Genomic DNA, 21,061 nt, shown 5'->3' with positions numbered 1-21,061 from the left:
CGCCCGGGCCTGTATGGTTCAGTGCGTTCCCGGGCGATTAGCTCAGTGGGAGAGCGCTTCGTTCACACCGAAGAGGTCACTGGTTCGAACCCAGTATCGCCCACCGGGAAGAGGCCGGTCCGTCATCGACGGACCGGCCTCTCTTCATGACGACGTCACGCAGCCGCAGGCAGCTTCGGCCGCACCGGCCACGACGGATCCACCTCCTCCGGCGTGCCGCTGCGCGCGAACCACGCCTGCAGACCACGTGCCTGAGCCGCATGCCAGCCTGTCTGCAACGAGTGCAGCTCCGCCGCCGTCAACCGCTCCAGACGCGACGAGAACCGCTGCCCCACCGCCCGTACGACCTCCAGCGCCGCCAGCGCGTCCGCCGCCGCGTCATGAGCACCGTCCAGGGTCACGCCGTACTGCGCACAAAGATCGGTCAGCGTGCGGCGGCCCTTGCGATACCGGTCCAGATGCTTGTCCAGCACCCACGGATCCAGCACATGCATCGGAACACCGTCCAGATACCGCTCGAGCGACGAGGCACGATGCCGCCTCAACTCCCGGTCCAGCAACGTCAGATCGAACGGCGCGTTCATCACCACCAGCGGACGGCCCGTCGCACACTGCTCGGCCAGGGCCCTCCCCAGCTCGTCCACCACCGGCGCCGGCCAACGCCCGTTGTGCTGCACATACTCATCGGTGAGCCCGTGCACGGCGGTCGCCGCCTCGGGCACAGGTATCCCCGGATTCACCAGCCAGCGCGACACCCGCGGCCGCGCACCCGGAGTGTCCTGCACGATCACCGCGGCCGACACGATCCGGTCGTGCTCGACATCCACCCCGGTGGTCTCGGTGTCAAAAGCGGCCAGGGGACCCTCGTACCAGCACGACATGTCCGAACTCCTCGTACTCATCCGGCAGATGGCCCGCCGTCCCCTGCCGCTCCGGTGATACCCGCACCCTTTGCGCCATACGCCGTTTGCGGTCAACGCTGTACGGAGACAAAACCATTGATTGACACACCACTTGACGATCTGTCATGAAGACACGGAAGGCACAGGAAAGCCATGGCGCTCGCGCAGCCCGAACCGGAAGGGCTGCTGCCCGAGCGGATCGCACCACTGCGCGGCTCACTCGCCACCACCGCCTGCATGGAGACCCTCCAGGTCGGCTACCTCCACGCGGTCGTGGCCGCCGCGGGATGCTCGCTCTCGCAGCCCTTTCCCGACAACGGCATCGACTGGCACGTGAGCCACAGCGCTCCCGGCCACACCGTCGACGACGAAGTGACGATCAAAGTGCAGCTCAAATGCACCTACCAGATCGCCCCGCACCCCCAGGGCCCGGCCTTCTCCTTCACGCTCGACAACGAGCACCTGGTGAAGCTCGCCCGTACCCCGGTCACGGTGCACAAGATCCTGGTCGTGATGCTCGTCCCCAGATCCCGGGACGAGTGGCTGCGGGCCGGCCACGACCGGCTCGCCCTCCGGCACTGCTGCTACTGGACCAACCTGGCCGGACACCCCGTGACCGGCCGCCGCAGAACCACCGTGCGGATACCGACCTCACGGATCTTCGACGACCGAGCGCTCTGCGACATCATGACCCGCGTCGGCACGGGAGGGAGGCCCTGATGCACCGGCCCTTCGACAAGCCCCAGGGGTACGGAGCCGCAGGCCCCGACCCCGCCCAGGTCGACCCCGCCGTACTCGGCGCACTCCTGCACCGCCACGGCTGGCTGCGCCACGGCGGAGCCACAGGCCGCTACACACGCTGGACCCCGCCCGGCCCGGCCGGCCGCGGCACCAGCCTCCTCGTACCGGACAGCCGGGCCTTCCCCGACAGCGAAGACCTGCTCGGCGAGGCCCTGGCCGCCCTCGCCCACAGCCCCGCACCCTCCGCCCGCGCCGTACTCGTCGGTCTCGCCGTGCCCAGCGACGAGATCCGCTGGTGGCGCGACATACCACCGGGCCCCTCCGGCGCCGCCTCCTGGACCGCCCAGGAACAGCTGCGCTCCGCCGCCCACCGCATGCTGCTCGCCGCCGCACTCGCCGTACGCGCACGCGCCGGCTACTACGGGGTACGCCACCGCAGGCAGGCACAGGCCTCACTCGAAGGCGTCCTCGTCGGACCCGCCCCCGGCGGACGCGAACTCACCGCCTTCGTACCCGTCGCCGACAGCCGCCCCGCCGTGCTTCGCCTCCACCACGCCCTGCACGCCGCCCGCGAAGCCGCCGACTACCGGCGCGCCACCGGCGGCATGGAAGCCTTCGACGCGGCCGTCCAGGCCGGCGTCAGCCGGGAACTCACCCAGGCCGTCGTCGCCCTCGTACGAGGCACCGAAGGCACCCGCATCGCCGTCGAGTGGTCACCCGCAGCCGGAGTACCGTCCGGCTGCGCCGGACGGCCCGAACCCGTCGAGTTCTCGCCCGGCGACCTGCCCGCACTGTGCGAGGCCGGCGAGCGCTACCGGAGGGACGAGCCGGCCGTGCCGGTACGCCTCACCGGCGCGGTGGTCCGTATGCGTCGCTCGGCACCCCGCGGATCCGGGACGGTACGGCTCCGCGTGCTGGCCGGCGCCGAGATCCCGCACGTCCGCGTCGAACTCGACGAGGAGGCGTACCGCATCGCGGGCCACGCCCATCTGGTCGGCCTCCCGATCAGGGTGCACGGCCGGCTGGAGAGCCGCGGCGGCTTCCGGCGCCTGACCGGGGCCTCGGAAGTGGTGCCGGTACAGGTCGACGAGGCCGAGCGGGACCGGCTTCTCAAAGCGCTCCAGGAGAATCTCGACTTCTTCGAAGAGGCATGCGGTACGGACTGACTCGGTAAACCGTTTCGCGATGGGGTCCGCGGGCTCGGTACGATTCACGCGCGAGCAGTGTCCGCTGCTTCATCCTTCATCAGGCAGGAGAGTCCGGTGTCAGACGTCCGTGTGATCATCCAACGCGATTCCGAGCGGGAAGAGCGCGTGGTGACGACGGGCACTACGGCCGCGGACCTCTTCCCCGGCGAGCGCACCGTCATCGCCGCGCGTGTCGGCGGTGAGCTGAAGGACCTGGAGTACGTCGTCGCCGAGGGCGACGAGGTCGAGCCCGTCGAGATCTCCTCCGAGGACGGCCTCAACATCCTGCGCCACTCCACCGCGCATGTGATGGCCCAGGCCGTGCAGGAGATCTTCCCCGAGGCCAAGCTGGGCATCGGCCCGCCGGTCAAGGACGGCTTCTACTACGACTTCGACGTCGCGAAGCCGTTCACCCCCGAGGATCTCAAGGCCATCGAGAAGAAGATGCAGGAGATCCAGAAGCGCGGGCAGAAGTTCTCCCGCCGTGTGGTGACCGACGAGGCGGCTCGCGAGGAGCTCGCCGACGAGCCGTACAAGCTGGAGCTCATCGGCATCAAGGGCTCCGCGTCGCACGACGACGGCGCGGACGTCGAGGTGGGCGTCGGCGAGCTGACCATCTACGACAACCTGGACGCGAAGACCGGCGAGCTGTGCTGGCGTGACCTGTGTCGAGGCCCGCACCTGCCGTCGACCCGCGCGATCCCGGCGTTCAAGCTCATGCGGAACGCCTCGGCGTACTGGCGCGGTGACGAGAAGAACAAGCAGCTCCAGCGCATCTACGGCACCGCGTGGCCGTCCAAGGACGAGCTGAAGGCGTACCTCGACTTCCTCGCCGAGGCCGAGAAGCGCGACCACCGCCGCCTCGGCACCGAGCTGGACCTGTTCTCCATCCCGGACGAGATCGGCTCCGGCCTCGCGGTCTTCCACCCGCGCGGTGGCATCATCCGCCGGGTCATGGAGGACTACTCGCGTCGGCGTCACGAAGAAGAAGGCTACGAGTTCGTCTACAGCCCGCACGCGACCAAGGGCGCTCTTTTCGAGAAGAGCGGCCACCTGGACTGGTACGCGGAGGGTATGTACCCCCCCATGCAGCTTGACGGTGGTACCGACTACTACCTCAAGCCCATGAACTGCCCGATGCACAACCTGATCTTCGACGCGCGCGGGCGCAGCTACCGCGAGCTGCCTTTGAGGTTGTTCGAGTTCGGGACCGTGTACCGGTACGAGAAGTCGGGCGTCGTGCACGGCCTGACCCGTGCCCGGGGCTTCACCCAGGACGACGCGCACATCTACTGCACCCGCGAGCAGATGGCGGAGGAGCTCGACAAGACGCTCACCTTCGTCCTGAACCTGCTGCGCGACTACGGTCTGAACGACTTCTACCTGGAGCTGTCCACCAAGGACCCGAAGAAGTACGTCGGCAGCGATGAGGCCTGGGAAGAGGCCACCGAGGTGCTGCGCCAGGTGGCCGAGAAGCAGGGCCTCCCGCTGACCCCGGACCCGGGTGGCGCGGCCTTCTACGGCCCGAAGATCTCCGTGCAGGCACGGGACGCGATCGGCCGTACCTGGCAGATGTCGACCGTGCAGTTGGACTTCAACCTCCCCGAACGTTTCGATCTTGAGTACACGGCGGCGGACGGCTCGCGCCAGCGCCCGGTCATGATCCACCGCGCACTGTTCGGTTCGATCGAGCGCTTCTTCGCGGTGCTCCTGGAGCACTACGCCGGCGCCATGCCGCCGTGGCTGGCCCCGGTTCAGGCAGTAGGTATCCCGATCGGTGACGCGCACGTCGAGTACCTGAGGGAGTTCGCTGCCGAGGCGAAGAAGAAGGGCCTGCGGGTCGAGGTGGACGCCTCGTCCGACCGGATGCAGAAGAAAATCCGCACCCACCAGAAGCTGAAGGCGCCGTTCATGATCATCGTCGGTGACGAGGACATGGCTGCAGGCACGGTCTCCTTCCGCTACCGCGACGGCTCGCAGAAGAATGGAATTCCGCGTGACTTCGCACTGCAGGAAATCGTTGATGCTGTGGAGCGTCGCATCCAGGTGTGACGCGGTCCCCGCCTACGTGGGGATGGTCCGCGCTCCGGCAGTGTGAAGTCGAGCTGGACGGTGTTGCACCCCGCATCCGCGGGGATAGGCCCCCGAGAAGCGATCCGCTTCCCGGGGGCCTTTTCCGCGTCCGTACGGGTGAAGCCATATGCTGCACAACATGACGACTGAGCCGGAGCAGCAGATCGGGGTCGGGGTCCAGGACGCGTTCCAGCGGCTGTGGACGCCCCATCGGATGGCGTACATCCAGGGTGAGAACAAGCCGACCGGCCCGGAGGCCGGGGACGGGTGTCCCTTCTGCTTCATCCCCGCAAAGTCCGATGAGGACGGGCTGATCGTCGCACGGGGCAAGAGCGTGTACGCGGTGCTGAATCTGTACCCCTACAACGGCGGGCACCTCATGATCGTCCCGTTCCGGCACGTGGCCGACTACACGGACCTCGACGCTGCCGAGACGGCCGAGCTCGCCGACCTCACCAAGCGCGCCATGGTCGCCCTCCGTACTGCGTCCGGTGCGCACGGTTTCAATATCGGCTTGAACCAGGGCGCGGCCGCAGGCGCCGGTATCGCCGCGCACCTGCACCAGCACATCGTGCCCCGCTGGGGTGGGGACACGAATTTCATGCCTGTCATTGGCCACACCAAAGTCTTGCCGCAACTGCTCGCCGACACCCGCGCCATGCTCGCCCAGGCCTGGCCCATGGACTGAGCAGAGCGACCTCTCACGCGTCGTAGACGTCGGCCTTCTTCGGCGCCGGGTCCTGGATCTGGCCGCTGAGGAAGCCGGCGCGGTTGCCGAAGTTCTCGGTGCTGACACCATGGTCCTCGAGGACCTTCAGGGCCGCCGCGTGGGCCGTGCGCAGGACGGGCGTGGCGGCGCGCATCGCGTCGTCGGCCATGAAGCGGTGGCGCCAGGGCTTGTCGGCCCAGGCGTGGCGGAGGCCGAAGGGTTCGGGAAGGACGATCTTGCCGCCGAGGTAGTCGAGGAGCGGCGGGTACAAGGTCAGGGGGGCGCGCACGGCGAGGCGTACGACTTCGGGGGCGTCGACGAGGGGGAGGGGGATTTCCTTCTTCTCCCAGAACTTGATGGTCTTGTCGACTTCCTTGGTCTTGGGCTTGGGCTTGGTGGTGAAGAGGGAGTGCACCGGTCCGAGGGCGTGTCCGGTGACTTCGATGCGCAGGGTTTCGTGGAGGACGGTGACGGTGATCAGCATGGTGATCACGAGCTGTCCGTCCCAGAGGGTGAACTGGATCCCCAGGTAGTGGCGGTTGCCGCTGCCGAACTGCTGCTCGTTGCAGATGCGCTGGATTTCGTGGGGCCTGACCTGGAAGCTTTCGACGTCTTCGCCGGTGGGGCGGGAGACTTCGGTGGCGCCTTCGCCGACGGGGGCCACGATCCAGTGCTTGATGTGGGGGGTGGGGAAGCCGCCGGTGTGGAGCGGTCCGCGTTCGAGCAGGCGCAGTCGGTCGTGGATGGCTCGTATGACGTCCCAGCTGCGGAAGGGGTGGATTTCGGTACCGGGCCGGGCCGGTACGAGTTCCTCGGCCATCTGCCAGCTGCCCCAGCGGGTGCCCATGCCGAGTATTCCCTTGGGGCCTGCGTAGAAGACGGTGTTGCTCTGCTGTTCGGCGGTGAGCTTGGCGAGGTTCTGGCGCAGGGCTTCGGCGGCGGTCTCGTTGGGGTTGCGGGGTACGGCTTCGGGGATCTTGGCGCCGATGCCGCCGCCCGCCAGCAGGCCGTCCCAGGCGGCGCGGAGGTTCTTGGCGGTGTTCTCGCAGACCTGCTTGGCCCAGTACCAGCCGATCACCGGGGCGATGATCATGGCGCGCAGGTAGATGCTCAGGAAGCCGGTGAAGGGCAGCCTGATCAGGAAGATCAGGGCGATGATGCCGACGCCGACGAGCAGTGCGGTGCCCAGGGCTCCGGCTCGTTTGTCGGCGGAGCCTGCCAGGGTGCGGCGCAGCTGGAAGAGGCCGAGCCAGAGCAGCAGTCCGGGGAGGAAGAGCAGTCCGCACAGGACCATGATCAGGGTGAGTTTCCGGTCGCGTTCCTTGCGGATCCGGGAGGCGGCCAGGCAGTGTTCGACGACGGTCTGGGGTTCCGTGCCGAAGGACTGGATGAGTGCCTTGCGGGAGCCGCCGAGCATGCGCTGCTGGACGGCCCGTGAGAAGGCTTCGCCGAGGTTGGGCTCGAAGAGGGAGAGTCTGCCCTCCTTGAACTTCGACTCGTGCCAGTCGCTGTTGGCCTTGAGGAGTTCCTCGGCGCTGCTGTCGCGGTATGCCGCAGAGGCGAGGGCATGCGTCGCCGCGGTCTGTCCCGCCGAGCCCTGGAGGGGGATCTGTGCCCCGGGTGAGAAGTCGAATACGTCGTCCGCCACTGCCGCCCCCATCGCCGCATCAACCACTGTTGCGGCCTTTTCCCAACTGCCGTGCTCGGCACACATGCTGAGCTGGTCCTACAGCGTATCCGGGGTGGTACACATCCGTCACGGACAGCGAAAAGCGTGCAGGTGGAACTGCCGCCCGCCGCGGTCGGTCCGGGCGGGCGGCTGTGGCGACCGGGTTCAGCCGGTGGCCTTTTCCTGTTCCTCGCGGACCTTGTCGGCCAGCTGGGGCGGCATCGGTTCGTGCCGTACGTAGGTGCGGCTGAAGCGGCCGGTGCCGTGGGAGAGGGAGCGCAGGTCGAGGGCGTACCGGCCGATTTCGATCTCGGGTACTTCGGCGCGGACGAGTGAGCGTCCCGGGCCTGCCTGTTCGGTGCCCTGGACACGGCCGCGGCGGCCAGAGAGGTCGCTCATGACCGCGCCGACGTATTCGTCGGAGACGAGTACCTGGATTTCGGCGACCGGTTCCAGCAGGTGGATCTTCGCTTCGGAGGCGGCCTCGCGCAGGGCGAGGGCGCCCGCGGTCTGGAAGGCGGCGTCGGAGGAGTCCACCGAGTGGGCCTTGCCGTCGAGCAGGGTGATGCGTACGTCCACGAGCGGGTGGCCGGCCGCGACTCCGCGTGCGGCCTGGGCTCGGACGCCTTTCTCGACGGACGGGATGAACTGGCGGGGGACGGCGCCGCCGACGACCTTGTCGACGAATTCGATGCCGGAGCCGGCCGGCAGCGGCTCGACCGCGATCTCGCAGATGGCGTACTGGCCGTGGCCGCCGGACTGCTTGACGTGCCGGCCGCGGCCGGCGGACCTGTCGCCGAAGGTCTCGCGCAGGGACACCTTGTGCGGGATGACGTCGACCTGGACGCCGTAGCGGGTGCGCAGCCGTTCGAGGGCGACATCCTTGTGGGCCTCCCCCAGGCACCACAGCACCAGCTGGTGGGTGTCGGGGTTCTGTTCGAGCCGCATGGTCGGGTCCTCGGCGACGAGCCGAGCGAGGCTGTGGGAGAGCTTGTCCTCGTCGGCCTTGCTGTGTGCCCGGATGGCGAGGGGCAGCAGTGGGTCGGGCATGTCCCAGGGGGCCATCAGCAGCGGGTCGTCCTTGGCGGAAATGGTGTCGCCGGTCTCGGCGCGGACGAGTTTGGCCACGCAGGCGATGTCTCCGGCGATGCAGCGGTTGAGGGTGCGCTGCTGTTTGCCGAAGGGGGAGGTGAGTGCGCCGATGCGTTCGTCGACGTCGTGGTCCTCGTGGCCGCGGTCCTCCAGGCCGTGCCCCGAGAGGTGCACGATCTCGTCGGGGCGCAGGGTGCCGGAGAAGACTCGTACGAGGCTGACGCGGCCGACATACGGGTCGGAGGAGGTTTTGATGACCTCTGCTGCGAGCGGGCCTTCGGGGTCGCAGGAGACGGCGGGGCGGGTCCGGCCCTGAGGGGTGGTGACGGCCGGTGCCTCGCGTTCCAGGGGGGTGGGGAAGCCGCCGGTGACGAGTTCCAGCAGTTCCACGGTGCCGATGCCCTGGCGGGCGCCTTCGGCGGCGGGTGCGGCGGCGAGTACGGGGTGGAAGGTGCCGCGGGCGACGGCGCGCTCGAGGTCCTCGACGAGGGTCTTGAGGTCGATGTCCTCTCCGCCGAGGTAGCGGTCCATGAGGGTTTCGTCCTCGCTCTCGGCGATGATTCCCTCGATGAGCCGGTCTCGGGCCTCCGCGACGAGTGGTGTCTGTTCGCCGTTGGGTGCGGATTCGCTGCGTTCGCCGGAGGAGTAGTCGAAGACCCGCTGGGTGAGCAGGCCCATCAGTCCGGTGACGGGTGCGTGTCCGTCGGGTCCGGTGGGGCCGTGCAGGGGCAGGTACAGGGGGAGTACGGCGTCGGGGTCGTCGCCGCCGAAGGTCTCGGCGCAGACCCGGGTCATTTCTTCGAAGCCTGCCCTGGCGGCTTCCAGATGCGTGATGACGATGGCGCGGGGCATTCCGACCGCTTCGCATTCGTCCCAGACCACGCGGGTGGCGCCGGTGATGCCTTCGGCGCCCTCGGCGGCCGAGACGATGAAGAGGGCGGCGTCCGCGGCGCGCAGGCCGGCCCGTAGTTCGCCGACGAAGTCGGCGTAGCCGGGGGTGTCCAGCAGATTGATCTTGCAGCCGTTCCATTCGACGGGGACGAGGGACAGTTGTACGGACCGTTCCTGGCGGTGTTCGATCTCGTCGTAGTCGGAGACGGTGGTGCCGTCCTCGACGCGGCCGGCGCGGTTCACGGCACCGGCGGTGAGTGCGAGGGCTTCGACCAGTGTGGTTTTGCCGGATCCCGTGTGGCCGACCAGCACCACGTTCCGTATGGACGAGGGGTGGTCGGCCGTTGTTGCACTGCCGGCGGCCCCGGGGTTCGTGTTCGCCTTGTCGCCCATGACCTTGCCTCCCGGTTTCTTGCACGGTGAGGAGAGAGCGCGCGGACCTAGGTCCTGTCCGGCCGATCATGCCGGGCTCGCGGCGTCCGGCACCGTGCCTCGCTGCGTTGTCGTCGGTCGCCGATGTCCCCCAGCGCTGCCGCTGGGAGGTGCCCCCACCGCATGGACTCCCTTCTCCGCCTTGCGATGCACGGCACCACCGGGACACCAGCCGCTCTGCGGCGGGCGCTCGCTGATCCGGCCTGATCAACCGGACAGGACCTAGCGGCCACCGGGGTTCCTCCGGACGTGGGCCGGTGGATGCTCGAGTGGAGCCCGCGGTCCTCTGAGCTTTCCACTCCCGTCACGGTGCGTCCATACGTCGTACGCCATCCCGCGAGCGTCGGGGGACCGGCACTGCGTCGTGGCGGTCGTGACTACGATGGGCCCGCCGGCAGCCATAGGGGCCGCTCGGCGCACCGACCCTCGGGAAGGCCATGCTGAACAAGTACGCGCGTGCATTCTTCACGCGTGTCCTCACACCGTTTGCCGCTCTGTTGCTCCGTCTGGGGGTGAGCCCGGATGCGGTGACCCTTGTGGGTACCGCTGGAGTGGTGGCGGGTGCGCTGGTCTTCTTTCCCCGGGGTGACTTCTTCTGGGGCACCGTCGTCATCACGCTCTTCGTCTTCTCCGATCTGGTCGACGGCAATATGGCGCGGCAGGCGGGGATCTCCAGTCGCTGGGGTGCCTTCCTGGACTCGACGCTCGACCGGGTCGCGGACGCGGCGATCTTCGGTGGTTTCGCGCTGTGGTACGCGGGCGTGGGCGACAACGAGCTGCTGTGCGCGGTGTCGATCTTCTGTCTGGCGAGCGGCCAGGTGGTGTCGTACACGAAGGCGCGTGGTGAGTCGATCGGGCTTCCGGTGGCGGTCAACGGTCTGGTGGAGCGGGCCGAGCGATTGGTGGTCTCGCTGGTCGCGGCGGGTCTTGCGGGGCTGCATGCGTTCGGTGTGCCCGGTATTGACATCCTGCTTCCCATCGCGCTGTGGATCGTCGCCGTCGGCAGTCTGATCACACTGGGTCAGCGTGTGGTGACCGTTCGCCGTGAGGCGGCGGAGGCCGACGCGGCCGCGTCCGGGTCGGCCGCGCAGGGGAGTGAGGCGGCCTCATGAGCGGTGCGAAGGAGCGGCTGACCGACGCGCTGTACGGGCTGGGCTGGAGCACGGTCAAGAAGCTGCCCGAGCCGGCGGCTGCCGCACTGGGGCGCACCATCGCGGACCAGGTGTGGAAGCGGCGGGGCCGGGGTGTGCTGCGGCTGGAGTCCAACCTTGCCCGGGTGGTGCCCGATGCCGGGCCGGAGCGCCTCGCCGCTCTCTCGCGGGCCGGCATGCGCTCGTACATGCGGTACTGGATGGAGTCCTTCCGGCTGCCGGCCTGGAGCGCGGACCGGATCAGGAACGGCTTCGATCCGAAGGGCATCGACTACCTCACCGAGGGCCTCGCGGCCGGCCGGGGTGTTGTCCTGGCGCTGCCGCACATGGCCAATTACGACCTGGCGGGCGCCTGGGTCACCACCAAGCTGAACGTGCCCTTCACCACGGTCGCCGAGCGGCTGAAGCCGGAGACCCTGTACGACCGGTTCGTCGCGTATCGCGAGGGTCTGGGCATGGAGGTGCTCCCGCATGTCGGTGCCGGCGCCTTCGGCACCCTCGCGCGGCGGCTGCGGGCGGGCGGTCTGGTCTGCCTCGTCGCCGACCGTGATCTGTCCGCGTCCGGTGTCGAGGTGAAGTTCTTCGGCGACACCACGCGGATGCCCGCCGGTCCGGCGATGCTCGCCCAGCAGACCGGGGCGCTGTTGCTGCCGGCGACGCTGTGGTACGACGGCACACCGGTCATGCGGGGGCAGATCCATCCGCCGGTCGAGGTGCCCGAGACAGGTACCCGGGCCGAAAGGGCGTCTGTGATGACGCAGGCGCTGGCGGACGTGTACGCCGCCGGCATCGCCGATCATCCGGAGGACTGGCACATGCTGCAGCGGCTCTGGCTCGCCGACCTCGAGGAGCGGCAGCCGTGAAGATCGGCATCGTATGCCCTTATTCGTGGGATGTGCCCGGCGGTGTCCAGTTCCACATCCGTGACCTCGCCGAACATCTGATCCGGCTCGGACACGAGGTGTCCGTGCTGGCCCCGGCCGACGACGAGACGCCGCTGCCGCCGTACGTCGTGTCGGCCGGCAGGGCCGTGCCGGTGCCGTACAACGGTTCGGTGGCGCGGCTGAACTTCGGTTTCCTGTCCGCCGCGCGGGTACGGCGCTGGCTGCACGACGGCACGTTCGACGTGATCCACATCCACGAGCCGGCCTCGCCCTCGCTCGGCCTGCTCGCGTGCTGGGCGGCGCAGGGGCCGATCGTGGCCACCTTCCACACGTCGAACCCGCGGTCCCGGGCCATGATCGCGGCGTATCCGATCCTGCAGCCTGCGCTCGAGAAGATCAGCGCCCGTATCGCGGTGAGCGAGTACGCCCGGCGCACGCTCGTCGAGCATCTCGGCGGTGACGCGGTCGTCATTCCCAACGGCGTCGACGTCGGCTTCTTCGCGGACGCCGAGCCGAAGGCCGAGTGGCAATCGGAAGGGGCGCGAAGCTCGGTTGAAGGTGGTGGCGGGGGACGGGCGGGCGGCACGCTCGGCTTCATCGGCCGTATCGACGAGCCCCGCAAGGGGCTGCCGGTGCTGATGCGGGCCTTCCCGAAGATCCTTGCGGCGTACCCCGACACCCGTCTGCTGGTCGCGGGGCGGGGTGACGAGGAGGAGGCGGTCGCCTCGCTGCCCGCGGAGATGCGCAAGCGGGTCGAGTTCCTCGGCATGGTGAGCGACGAGGACAAGGCGCGGCTGCTGCGCAGTGTCGACGTGTACGTGGCGCCCAATACGGGTGGCGAGAGTTTCGGCATCATCCTCGTCGAGGCGATGTCGGCGGGTGCGCCGGTGCTCGCCAGCGATCTGGACGCGTTCGCGCAGGTCCTTGACCAGGGCGCGGCGGGCGAGCTCTTCGCCAACGAGGACGCGGACGCGCTGGCCGCGGCGGCGGTCAGGCTTCTCGGCGACCCGGAACGCCGGGCGGAGCTGCGGGAGCGGGGCAGCGCGCATGTGCGCCGTTTCGACTGGTCGACGGTGGGCGCGGACATCCTCGCGGTGTACGAGACGGTGACGGACGGCGCGGCGTCGGTGGCCGCGGACGAACGTACGGGCCTGCGTGCCCGCCTGGGCTTCCCGGCGCGGCAGTAAGGGCCGCATCCGGCCCGTCCGGCGTGTCAGGACGTACGCTCCGGCCGACCGGGCGGAGCGCGGCGGCCCCGCATGCCCGCTCCGGGCCGGACGGGCGGCCGCCCCGCCCCGGTAGCATCGCGGGCCGTGAGCACTACCTTGATCTGGATCCTCGTCGGCCTCGTCGCCATCGGCATGTATCTGAGCTGGACCGCCGGACGCCTCGACCGTCTGCACGCGCGGATCGACGCCGCTCGTGCCGCCCTGGACGCGCAGCTCGTGCGCCGTGCCTCGGTCACCCAGGAGCTGGCCACCTCCGGGGTGCTGGATCCGGCCGCGTCGATCGTGCTGTACGAGGCCGCGCACGCGGCCCGTCAGGCGGACGAGGAGCATCGTGAGGTCGCGGAGAGCGAGCTGAGCCAGGCGTTGCGGGCCGTGTTCGGGGAGGCGGCCCAGGTGGAGGCCGTGCGGGAGGCGCCCGGCGGCGAGGAGGCGGCGGGGGAGCTGGCGGCCGCGGTGCGCCGGGTGCCGATGGCGCGGCGGTTCCACAATGACGCCGTGCGCGCCGCTCGGGCGCTGCGCCGGCACCGCAAGGTGAGGTGGTTCCGGCTGGCCGGGCACGCGCCGTTCCCGATGGCGTTCGAGATGGACGATGAGCCGCCGATGGCGCTGGCGGACCGCCCTGTGGCCTGAACCACTCTGCGAGCGCAAACCGCCGCGGGGCGCATTTGCCCCCATACACAAATCCACATCGCAAAAGTGCCCCAGCAGACAAATGAGCCACCGGCTGACCATTGGCCCTTGTGGTGGACTGGTCGGGAACGGTTTATTCATGCCGTGCGGCTGTCGTCAGCCGCACGTTCGCAACGTTTTCACCGAGTGAGGTCGATCCGTGTCCACGTCTTCCACCACCCCTCAGTCCCCCGAAATCGGCACCGCTCGCGTCAAGCGCGGCATGGCCGAGCAGCTCAAGGGCGGCGTGATCATGGACGTCGTCACGCCGGAGCAGGCGAAGATCGCTGAGGACGCGGGCGCCGTCGCGGTCATGGCCCTGGAACGCGTGCCGGCTGACATCCGCAAGGACGGCGGCGTGGCCCGTATGTCCGACCCGGACATGATCGAGGGCATCATCAACGCCGTCTCGATCCCGGTCATGGCCAAGTCGCGTATCGGCCACTTCGTCGAGGCCCAGGTCCTGCAGTCGCTCGGCGTCGACTACATCGACGAGTCCGAGGTGCTGACCCCGGCCGACGAGGTCAACCACTCCGACAAGTGGGCGTTCACCACGCCGTTCGTGTGCGGCGCCACCAACCTGGGCGAGGCCCTGCGCCGTATCGCCGAGGGTGCGGCCATGATCCGCTCGAAGGGTGAGGCCGGCACCGGCAACGTCGTCGAGGCCGTCCGCCACCTGCGCCAGATCAAGAACGAGATCGGCCACTTGCGTGCCCTGGACCACAACGAGCTGTACGCCGCCGCCAAGGAGCTGCGTGCCCCGTACGAGCTCGTCAAGGAGGTCGCCGAGCTCGGCAAGCTGCCGGTCGTGCTGTTCTCCGCCGGTGGTGTGGCCACCCCGGCCGACGCCGCCCTGATGCGTCAGCTGGGCGCCGAGGGTGTGTTCGTGGGCTCCGGCATCTTCAAGTCGGGCGACCCGGCCAAGCGTGCCGCCGCGATCGTGAAGGCCACCACCTTCTACGACGACCCGAAGGTCATCGCGGACGCGTCCCGCAACCTGGGCGAGGCCATGGTCGGCATCAACTGCGACACCCTCCCCGAGGCCGAGCGTTACGCGAAGCGTGGCTGGTAATCACTCATGAGTGACACCCCAGTGATCGGCGTCCTGGCTCTCCAGGGCGACGTACGGGAGCACCTGATCGCCCTGGCCGCGGCTGACGCCGTGGCCAGGCCGGTCCGGCGCCCCGAGGAGCTCGCCGAGGTCGACGGTCTGGTCATACCCGGCGGCGAGTCCACCACCATCTCCAAGCTGGCCATCCTGTTCGGCGTGATGGAGCCGCTGCGCGAGCGCGTACGGGCCGGCATGCCGGTCTACGGCACCTGCGCCGGCCTGATCATGCTCGCCGAGAAGATCCTCGACCCGCGTTCGGGCCAGGAGACCGTCGGCGGCATCGACATGATCGTCCGTCGCAACGCCTTCGGTCGTCAGAACGAATCCTTCGAGGCCGCCGTCGCGGTCGCCGGTGTCGAGGGCGGCCCGGTCGAGGGCGTCTTCATCCGCGCCCCGTGGGTGGAGTCGGTCGGCGCCGAGGTCGAGGTGCTCGCCGAGCACGAGGGCCACATCGTCGCCGTACGGCAGGGCAATGCGCTCGCCACCTCGTTCCACCCCGAGCTGACCGGTGATCATCGGATGCACGGCCTTTTTGTGGACATGGTGCGCGCGGTCCGCTGAACCGATCCCGGTAGGATCTCTGGCGAACGTTTCAGAAATTGGTTACGCGAAGGAGACAGGCGGATGTCCGGCCACTCTAAATGGGCTACGACGAAGCACAAGAAGGCCGTGATCGACGCCAAGCGTGGCAAGCTCTTCGCGAAGCTGATCAAGAACATCGAGGTCGCGGCCCGCACTGGCGGTGCCGACCCGGAAGGCAACCCGACGCTGTTCGACGCCATTCAGAAGGCGAAGAAGCAGTCGGTGCCGAACAAGAACATCGACTCCGCGGTCAAGCGCGGCTCCGGCCAGGAGGCCGGCGGCGCCGACTACGAGACCATCATGTACGAGGGTTACGGCCCGAACGGTGTCGCGGTGCTCATCGAGTGCCTCACCGACAACCGCAACCGTGCCGCCTCGGACGTGCGTGTCGCCATGACCCGCAACGGCGGCTCCATGGCCGACCCGGGCTCGGTGTCGTACCTGTTCAACCGCAAGGGTGTTGTCGTCCTGCCCAAGGGTGACCTGACCGAGGACGACGTCCTGGGTGCCGTCCTCGACGCGGGTGCCGAGGAAGTCAACGACCTCGGTGAGAACTTCGAGGTGATCAGCGAGGCCACCGACCTGGTCGCGGTGCGCACCGCGCTCCAGGAGGCGGGCATCGACTACGAGTCCGCGGAGGCCAGCTTCCTTCCCACGATGGAAGTGCAGCTCGACGAAGAGGGCGCGAAGAGGATCTTCAAGCTGATCGACGCGCTCGAGGACAGCGACGACGTGCAGAACGTCTTCGCGAACTTCGACATCAGCGACGAAATCATGGCGAGCGTCGACTGACGCTGAGTCAGTGGCGTCCGGCCCAGGCCGGACGAGGATCGCAACGATGTGCCTGATGACGTGATGGCAGTCGTCGACTGCACGGACGGGCCGACGGGACACGCTCCTGTCGGCCCGTCCGTGCGTTGTCAGTGGCACCGGCTAACCTGCAGGTCGGTTGGTCGAGAGCGGGAGGGGAGGGGTGCGCGGTGCGAGTGCTGGGTGTGGACCCGGGGCTGACCCGGTGCGGCGTCGGGGTCGTCGAGGGTATCCCGGGCCGTCCGCTGACCATGCTGGGCGTCGGTGTGGTGCGTACGCCCGCCGATGCCGAAACCGCTGACCGGCTGGTCGCCATCGAGCGCGGCATAGATGAGTGGCTGGATGCGCACCGGCCCGAATGCGTGGCCGTGGAGCGGGTGTTCAGCCAGCACAACGTCCGTACGGTCATGGGCACCGCCCAGGCCAGCGCGGTCGCCATGCTCTGCGCCGCCCGTCGTGGACTGCCCGTCGCCCTCCACACGCCCAGCGAGGTCAAGGCCGCGGTCACCGGCACCGGCCGCGCCGACAAGGCACAGGTGGGCGCCATGGTCACCCGGCTGCTACGGCTGGACGCGCCACCGAAACCGGCCGACGCGGCGGACGCACTGGCGCTCGCCATCTGCCACATCTGGCGTGCTCCCGCCCAGAACCGTCTTCAGCAAGCCGTCGCCGTCCATCGAGCCATGAAAGGCCGCACCGCATGATCGCCTTTGTTACGGGGCCGGTGGCCGCCCTCGCCCCGACCACGGCCGTGATCGAGATCGGTGGCATCGGCATGGCCGTCCAGTGCACGCCGAACACGCTCTCCGGGCTGAGGGTCGGTGAGGAGGCCAGACTGGCCACCTCCCTGGTCGTCCGGGAGGACTCGCTCACCCTCTACGGCTTCGCCGACGACGACGAGCGGCAGGTCTTCGAGTTGCTCCAGACCGCCAGCGGTGTCGGCCCGCGCCTGGCTCAGGCCATGCTCGCCGTGCACACCCCGGACGCGCTGCGTCTCGCGGTCTCGACCGGCGACGAGAAAGCGCTGACGGCTGTCCCCGGGATCGGCAAGAAGGGCGCGCAGAAGCTGCTGCTCGAGCTCAAGGACCGGCTGGGCGAGCCCACCGGAGCGCACATCGGCCGCCAGGGCGCGGCCGCCGTCGCCCCGGCCGCGTGGCACAACCAGCTCCACTCCGCGCTGATCGGCCTCGGTTATGCGCCGAGGGAGGCCGACGAAGCGGTGGCCGCGGTGACGCCGCAGGCCGAGTCCATGCCGGAGCCCAATGTCGGCGCGCTGCTGCGCGCGGCCTTGCAGACCCTGAACCGCACGCGATGAGCAGTTCCGGTTGTGCCCGAAAGTTCCCCCACCGCACAGAGAACGCGAGGCCGTAGTCGTGAACTGGGACGACACCGCAGCGATGACCGAGCACGCCGCGAGCGGGCGTCTTGTCGGCGGGGGCGCCGACGGCGAGGACCAGGCCGTCGAGGCGGCGCTGCGGCCGAAGGACCTGGGCGAGTTCATCGGGCAGGAGAAGGTCCGGGAGCAGCTCGACCTGGTCCTGCGAGCAGCCAGGGCGCGCGGGGCCACCGCCGACCATGTGCTGCTGTCGGGTGCGCCGGGGCTGGGCAAGACCACACTGTCGATGATCATCGCCGCGGAGATGGGCGCGCCCATCCGGATCACGAGCGGTCCCGCCATCCAGCACGCCGGGGACCTGGCGGCGATTCTCTCCTCGCTCCAGGAGGGCGAGGTGCTGTTCCTCGACGAGATCCACCGGATGTCCCGGCCCGCCGAGGAGATGCTCTACATGGCCATGGAGGACTTCCGGGTCGACGTCATCGTCGGCAAGGGCCCGGGTGCCACGGCCATCCCGCTGGAGCTGCCGCCGTTCACCCTGGTCGGGGCCACCACCCGGGCCGGGCTGCTGCCGCCGCCGCTGCGCGACCGTTTCGGGTTCACCGGGCACATGGAGTTCTACGAGCCGACCGAGCTGGAGCGGGTGGTGCACCGCTCGGCGGGGCTGCTCGACGTCGGCATAGAGGCCCGGGGGGCCGCCGAGATCGCCGGCCGCTCGCGCGGTACGCCCCGTATCGCCAACCGGCTGCTGCGCCGGGTCCGCGACTACGCCCAGGTCAAGGCGGACGGCGTCATCACCCGTGACATCGCCGCCGCGGCCCTGGCCGTGTACGAGGTCGACTCGCGCGGCCTGGACCGGCTGGACCGGGCCGTTCTGGAGGCGCTGCTCAAGCTGTTCGGCGGCGGGCCGGTCGGCCTGTCCACGCTGGCGGTGGCCGTCGGGGAGGAGCGCGAGACGGTCGAGGAGGTCGCGGAGCCGTTCCTCGTACGGGAAGGGCTGCTCGCCCGCACTCCGCGTGGCCGGATCGCGACGCCCGCGGCCTGGGCCCATCTCGGGATCACGCCGCCCGGGTCAGGAAGCGGACAACAGGGCCTGTTCGGGGCGTGAAGGCGCGGAAGGTCGCGAGGAAAGGAACACGGCTGCCATGCTGGGCGTTGTTCCCTGGGAGCGGATGCGCCTAGACTCCGCCGATGCCGACCCTTCCGGTCGGTGTACCCACACCCTGAAGATCAGGCTGCTCAGCAGGTGCGGCCGGTCGTACGAAGGAATTTCTGTCCCGTGAATCTCGTGACCCTCCTCCCCTTCATCGTGCTCATCGGGGCCATGTTCCTGATGACCCGGTCGGCCAAGAAGAAGCAGCAGCAGGCCGTGCAGATGCGTGACCAGATGCAGCCGGGCACCGGGATCCGGACCATCGGGGGCATGTACGCCACCGTCAAGGAGGTTCACGACGACACCGTGCTCCTCGAGGTCGCGCCCGGCGTTCACGCCGTGTACGCCAAGAACGCCGTCGGTGCCGTGCTCGAGGCCGACGAGTACAACCGCATCGTTCACGGTGACGGCGACCTCAAGAGCGACACCCCGGTCGTGCCGGACGACGCCTCTGAGCTGACCGAGGCCGCCGAAGATGTCAAGATCGACCTCGGTAAGAAGGACGACGCCGACGACGTCGAGGCGAAGGACGCCAAGGCCGAGGGCGACACCGAAGCGAAGTAGCCACGTACGGGGACCGCGCAGCGCCGATCGGTGTGACGCGGTCCCCGGTGCGTGCCCACTCATGCGGGGGATTCCCCACACCACTTCGTGGCCGCCTCGGCGCACAACCCGGCGCGTGGCGGTTGGACAGGGAGAAACGAGAAGGTGGCAGCACCGAAGAAAGGCCGAGGGCCAGCGGCGAGGGCACAGGGAAAGCCCGGGCGCGCCCTGGCCCTGATCCTGATCGTCATGGTCGCACTCGTCGGCGGGATGTTCTGGTCGGGTTCGCTGAGCCCGCGGCTGGGCATCGACCTGGCCGGCGGTACGAGCATCACGCTCAGCGCCGAGAACGAGCCCGGCAAGCCGAACGCCATCAACAAGACCAACATGGACACGGCAGTCAGCATCATCGAGCGCCGTGTCAATGGTATGGGCGTGTCGGAGGCCGAGGTCCAGCAGCAGGGCGATCGCAACATCATCGTCAACATCCCCAAGGCGACGGACTCGGAGCAGGCCCGGAAGCAGGTCGGCACGACCGCCCAGCTGTACTTCCGGCCCGTGCTGACTGTCGCCGGGGCCGCGCCGCTGCCGCAGCAGCCTGCCGCCAAGGGCTCCCCGAGCGCCTCGCCGAGCGGCAAGTCGTCGGCCAAGCCCTCGTCGAGCCCCACCACTCAGGGCCGTGCCGTCACCGAGGGCCTGGAGAAGGCCCCGTCGCCGACCGCGACCGCGACCGCGGCCGCCTCGGACAAGCCGAAGACCCCCGAGAGCCCCAAGCCCTCCGCCTCGGGTGACGCGGCCGCTGCCGCCGCGCTCGACAAGCAGTTCGCCGCGCTCGACTGCACCCCGGGCAAGAACCGCTCGAACCCCGCCCAGCACGCCAAGCCGACCGAGCCGACCGTCGCGTGCAGCTCCGAGGGCGATGCCAAGTACATCCTCGGCCCGGCCGAGGTCGAGGGCACCGACGTCGACGGCGCCAAGGCCGTGCTGGACCCCCAGCGTGGCATGTGGATCGTCACGATGGACTTCACCGACAAGGGCTCGAAGAAGTTCCAGACGATCACCGGCCGGCTCTCGCAGCAGCCGGAGCCGCAGAACCAGTTCGCCATCGTCCTCGACGGCGAGGTCGTCTCCGCCCCGCGCGTGAACCAGGCACTGGGCGGCAGCGCCGAGATCTCCGGCAACTTCACCCAGGAGTCCGCCACCGAACTGGCGAACATCCTGTCGTACGGTGCGCTCCCGCTCACCTTCCACGAGTCGAGCGTCACCAGCGTGACCGCCGCGCTCGGCGGCGAGCAGCTGCAGGCGGGCCTCATCGCCGGTGCGATCGGCATCGCCCTGGTCGTGATCTACCTGGTGGTCTACTACCGAGGTCTGTCCCTGATCGCGATCCTCAGCCTGATGGTCTCGGCGGTCCTGACCTACTCGTTGATGTCCCTGCTCGGTCCGGCCATCGGCTTCGCGCTGAACCTGCCGGCCGTCTGTGGTGCCATCGTCGCGATCGGTATCACCGCGGACTCGTTCATCGTGTACTTCGAACGCATCCGTGACGAGATCCGCGACGGCCGTACGCTGCGTCCGGCCGTCGAGCGGGCCTGGCCGCGTGCCCGGCGCACCATCCTGGTGTCGGACTTCGTGTCGTTCCTCGCCGCCGCGGTGCTCTTCGTCGTCACCGTCGGCAAGGTGCAGGGCTTCGCGTTCACCCTCGGTCTGACGACGCTCCTCGACGTCGTCGTGGTGTTCCTCTTCACCAAGCCGGTGATGACCCTGCTCGCGCGTACGAAGTTCTTCGGAAACGGCCATCCGTGGTCCGGACTGGACCCGAAGCGTCTCGGCGCCAAGCCGCCGCTGCGTCGCACCCGTCGTGTCTCCGCCACCATCGACCCGAAGGAGGCGTGAG

At 69.1% G+C, this 21,061-nt stretch carries 19 protein-coding genes and 1 tRNA gene; 17 read left to right on the top strand and 3 right to left on the bottom strand.

Going from position 1 to position 21,061, the window contains the following annotated elements; genetic code table 11:
• Positions 1–31: 31 nt before the first annotated feature.
• Positions 32–103, top strand: a tRNA-Val gene (locus ABD858_RS05535).
• Between the two features lie 52 nt (positions 104–155).
• Here the strand turns inward: ABD858_RS05535 and ABD858_RS05530 are convergent.
• The gene (locus ABD858_RS05530; RefSeq protein ID WP_345034967.1) at positions 156–881 is read right to left on the bottom strand and encodes a 3'-5' exonuclease; all 726 of its coding nucleotides are present in this window, start codon (positions 879–881) and stop codon (positions 156–158) included.
• Between the two features lie 174 nt (positions 882–1,055).
• On the opposite strand from ABD858_RS05530, the gene ABD858_RS05525 reads away from it, so the two are divergent.
• The 4 genes from ABD858_RS05525 to ABD858_RS05510 all read left to right on the top strand — a co-directional run bounded on the left by ABD858_RS05525 (position 1,056) and on the right by ABD858_RS05510 (position 5,591).
• On the top strand, positions 1,056–1,622 hold the full coding sequence (locus ABD858_RS05525; RefSeq protein ID WP_345034966.1) for a DUF4365 domain-containing protein: 567 nt from the start codon (positions 1,056–1,058) through the stop codon (positions 1,620–1,622).
• Positions 1,622–2,809 (top strand): hypothetical protein, encoded by a 1,188-nt coding sequence (locus ABD858_RS05520; protein WP_345034965.1) that lies wholly within the window; start codon positions 1,622–1,624, stop codon positions 2,807–2,809. The genes ABD858_RS05525 and ABD858_RS05520 overlap by 1 nt, the downstream gene beginning before the upstream one ends.
• 96 nt (positions 2,810–2,905) lie before the next feature.
• Positions 2,906–4,882 (top strand): threonine--tRNA ligase, encoded by a 1,977-nt coding sequence (thrS, locus tag ABD858_RS05515; RefSeq protein WP_345034964.1) that lies wholly within the window; start codon positions 2,906–2,908, stop codon positions 4,880–4,882.
• Positions 4,883–5,030: 148 nt separating this feature from the next.
• Positions 5,031–5,591 carry an HIT family protein gene (locus tag ABD858_RS05510; protein ID WP_345034963.1) on the top strand — a complete coding sequence of 187 codons (561 nt, stop codon included), beginning with the start codon at positions 5,031–5,033 and terminating at the stop codon, positions 5,589–5,591.
• A gap of 13 nt (positions 5,592–5,604) precedes the next feature.
• Here the strand turns inward: ABD858_RS05510 and ABD858_RS05505 are convergent, their stop codons facing one another.
• A complete protein-coding gene (locus tag ABD858_RS05505) occupies positions 5,605–7,272 on the bottom strand; it encodes a hypothetical protein (RefSeq protein ID WP_345034961.1) in 1,668 nt (555 codons plus the stop codon).
• A gap of 174 nt (positions 7,273–7,446) precedes the next feature.
• Positions 7,447–9,657, bottom strand: coding sequence for an elongation factor G-like protein EF-G2 (locus tag ABD858_RS05500; RefSeq protein WP_345034960.1), 2,211 nt, complete (start codon positions 9,655–9,657; stop codon positions 7,447–7,449).
• Positions 9,658–10,133: 476 nt separating this feature from the next.
• Here ABD858_RS05500 and pgsA point away from each other — a divergent pair, with 476 nt between their 5' ends.
• The 12 genes from pgsA (at position 10,134) to secD (ending at position 21,060) form a co-directional block, all read left to right on the top strand.
• Positions 10,134–10,808, top strand: a complete 675-nt coding sequence (pgsA, locus tag ABD858_RS05495) for a phosphatidylinositol phosphate synthase (RefSeq protein WP_345034959.1) — start codon at positions 10,134–10,136, stop codon at positions 10,806–10,808.
• Entirely contained in the window at positions 10,805–11,710 is a 906-nt protein-coding gene (locus tag ABD858_RS05490; protein ID WP_345034958.1) for a phosphatidylinositol mannoside acyltransferase, read from the top strand. Before pgsA ends, ABD858_RS05490 begins: the two co-directional genes overlap by 4 nt.
• Positions 11,707–12,918 carry a glycosyltransferase family 4 protein gene (locus ABD858_RS05485; RefSeq protein WP_345034957.1) on the top strand — a complete coding sequence of 404 codons (1,212 nt, stop codon included), beginning with the start codon at positions 11,707–11,709 and terminating at the stop codon, positions 12,916–12,918. Before ABD858_RS05490 ends, ABD858_RS05485 begins: the two co-directional genes overlap by 4 nt.
• Before the next feature lie 126 nt (positions 12,919–13,044).
• A complete protein-coding gene (locus ABD858_RS05480) occupies positions 13,045–13,590 on the top strand; it encodes a LemA family protein (RefSeq protein WP_345034955.1) in 546 nt (181 codons plus the stop codon).
• Positions 13,591–13,789: 199 nt separating this feature from the next.
• Complete coding sequence (pdxS, locus tag ABD858_RS05475; protein WP_345034954.1) at positions 13,790–14,701, top strand: pyridoxal 5'-phosphate synthase lyase subunit PdxS; 912 nt, start codon at positions 13,790–13,792, stop codon at positions 14,699–14,701.
• Between the two features lie 6 nt (positions 14,702–14,707).
• Positions 14,708–15,301 (top strand): pyridoxal 5'-phosphate synthase glutaminase subunit PdxT, encoded by a 594-nt coding sequence (pdxT, locus tag ABD858_RS05470; protein ID WP_345034953.1) that lies wholly within the window; start codon positions 14,708–14,710, stop codon positions 15,299–15,301.
• 63 nt (positions 15,302–15,364) lie between these two features.
• A complete protein-coding gene (locus ABD858_RS05465) occupies positions 15,365–16,114 on the top strand; it encodes a YebC/PmpR family DNA-binding transcriptional regulator (protein ID WP_345034952.1) in 750 nt (249 codons plus the stop codon).
• 188 nt (positions 16,115–16,302) lie between these two features.
• Positions 16,303–16,836 carry a crossover junction endodeoxyribonuclease RuvC gene (gene ruvC, locus ABD858_RS05460; RefSeq protein WP_345034951.1) on the top strand — a complete coding sequence of 178 codons (534 nt, stop codon included), beginning with the start codon at positions 16,303–16,305 and terminating at the stop codon, positions 16,834–16,836.
• Positions 16,833–17,447, top strand: coding sequence for a Holliday junction branch migration protein RuvA (ruvA, locus tag ABD858_RS05455; RefSeq protein ID WP_345034950.1), 615 nt, complete (start codon positions 16,833–16,835; stop codon positions 17,445–17,447). The genes ruvC and ruvA overlap by 4 nt, the downstream gene beginning before the upstream one ends.
• Positions 17,448–17,505: 58 nt before the next feature.
• Positions 17,506–18,576 carry a Holliday junction branch migration DNA helicase RuvB gene (gene ruvB, locus ABD858_RS05450; protein WP_345034949.1) on the top strand — a complete coding sequence of 357 codons (1,071 nt, stop codon included), beginning with the start codon at positions 17,506–17,508 and terminating at the stop codon, positions 18,574–18,576.
• 171 nt (positions 18,577–18,747) lie between these two features.
• Positions 18,748–19,185 (top strand): preprotein translocase subunit YajC, encoded by a 438-nt coding sequence (gene yajC, locus ABD858_RS05445; RefSeq protein ID WP_345034948.1) that lies wholly within the window; start codon positions 18,748–18,750, stop codon positions 19,183–19,185.
• Between the two features lie 144 nt (positions 19,186–19,329).
• Positions 19,330–21,060: a protein translocase subunit SecD gene (gene secD, locus ABD858_RS05440; RefSeq protein WP_345034947.1), complete on the top strand. Its 1,731-nt coding sequence runs from the start codon at positions 19,330–19,332 to the stop codon at positions 21,058–21,060.
• The last annotated feature ends 1 nt before the right edge of the window (position 21,061 follow it).

The sequence above is a fragment of the Streptomyces sannanensis genome (assembly GCF_039536205.1).
GTDB classification, from domain to species: Bacteria; Actinomycetota; Actinomycetes; order Streptomycetales; family Streptomycetaceae; genus Streptomyces; species Streptomyces sannanensis.
Note: the sequence above shows the minus strand (reverse complement) of the source record. Positions and strands in the feature narration are given on the sequence as shown.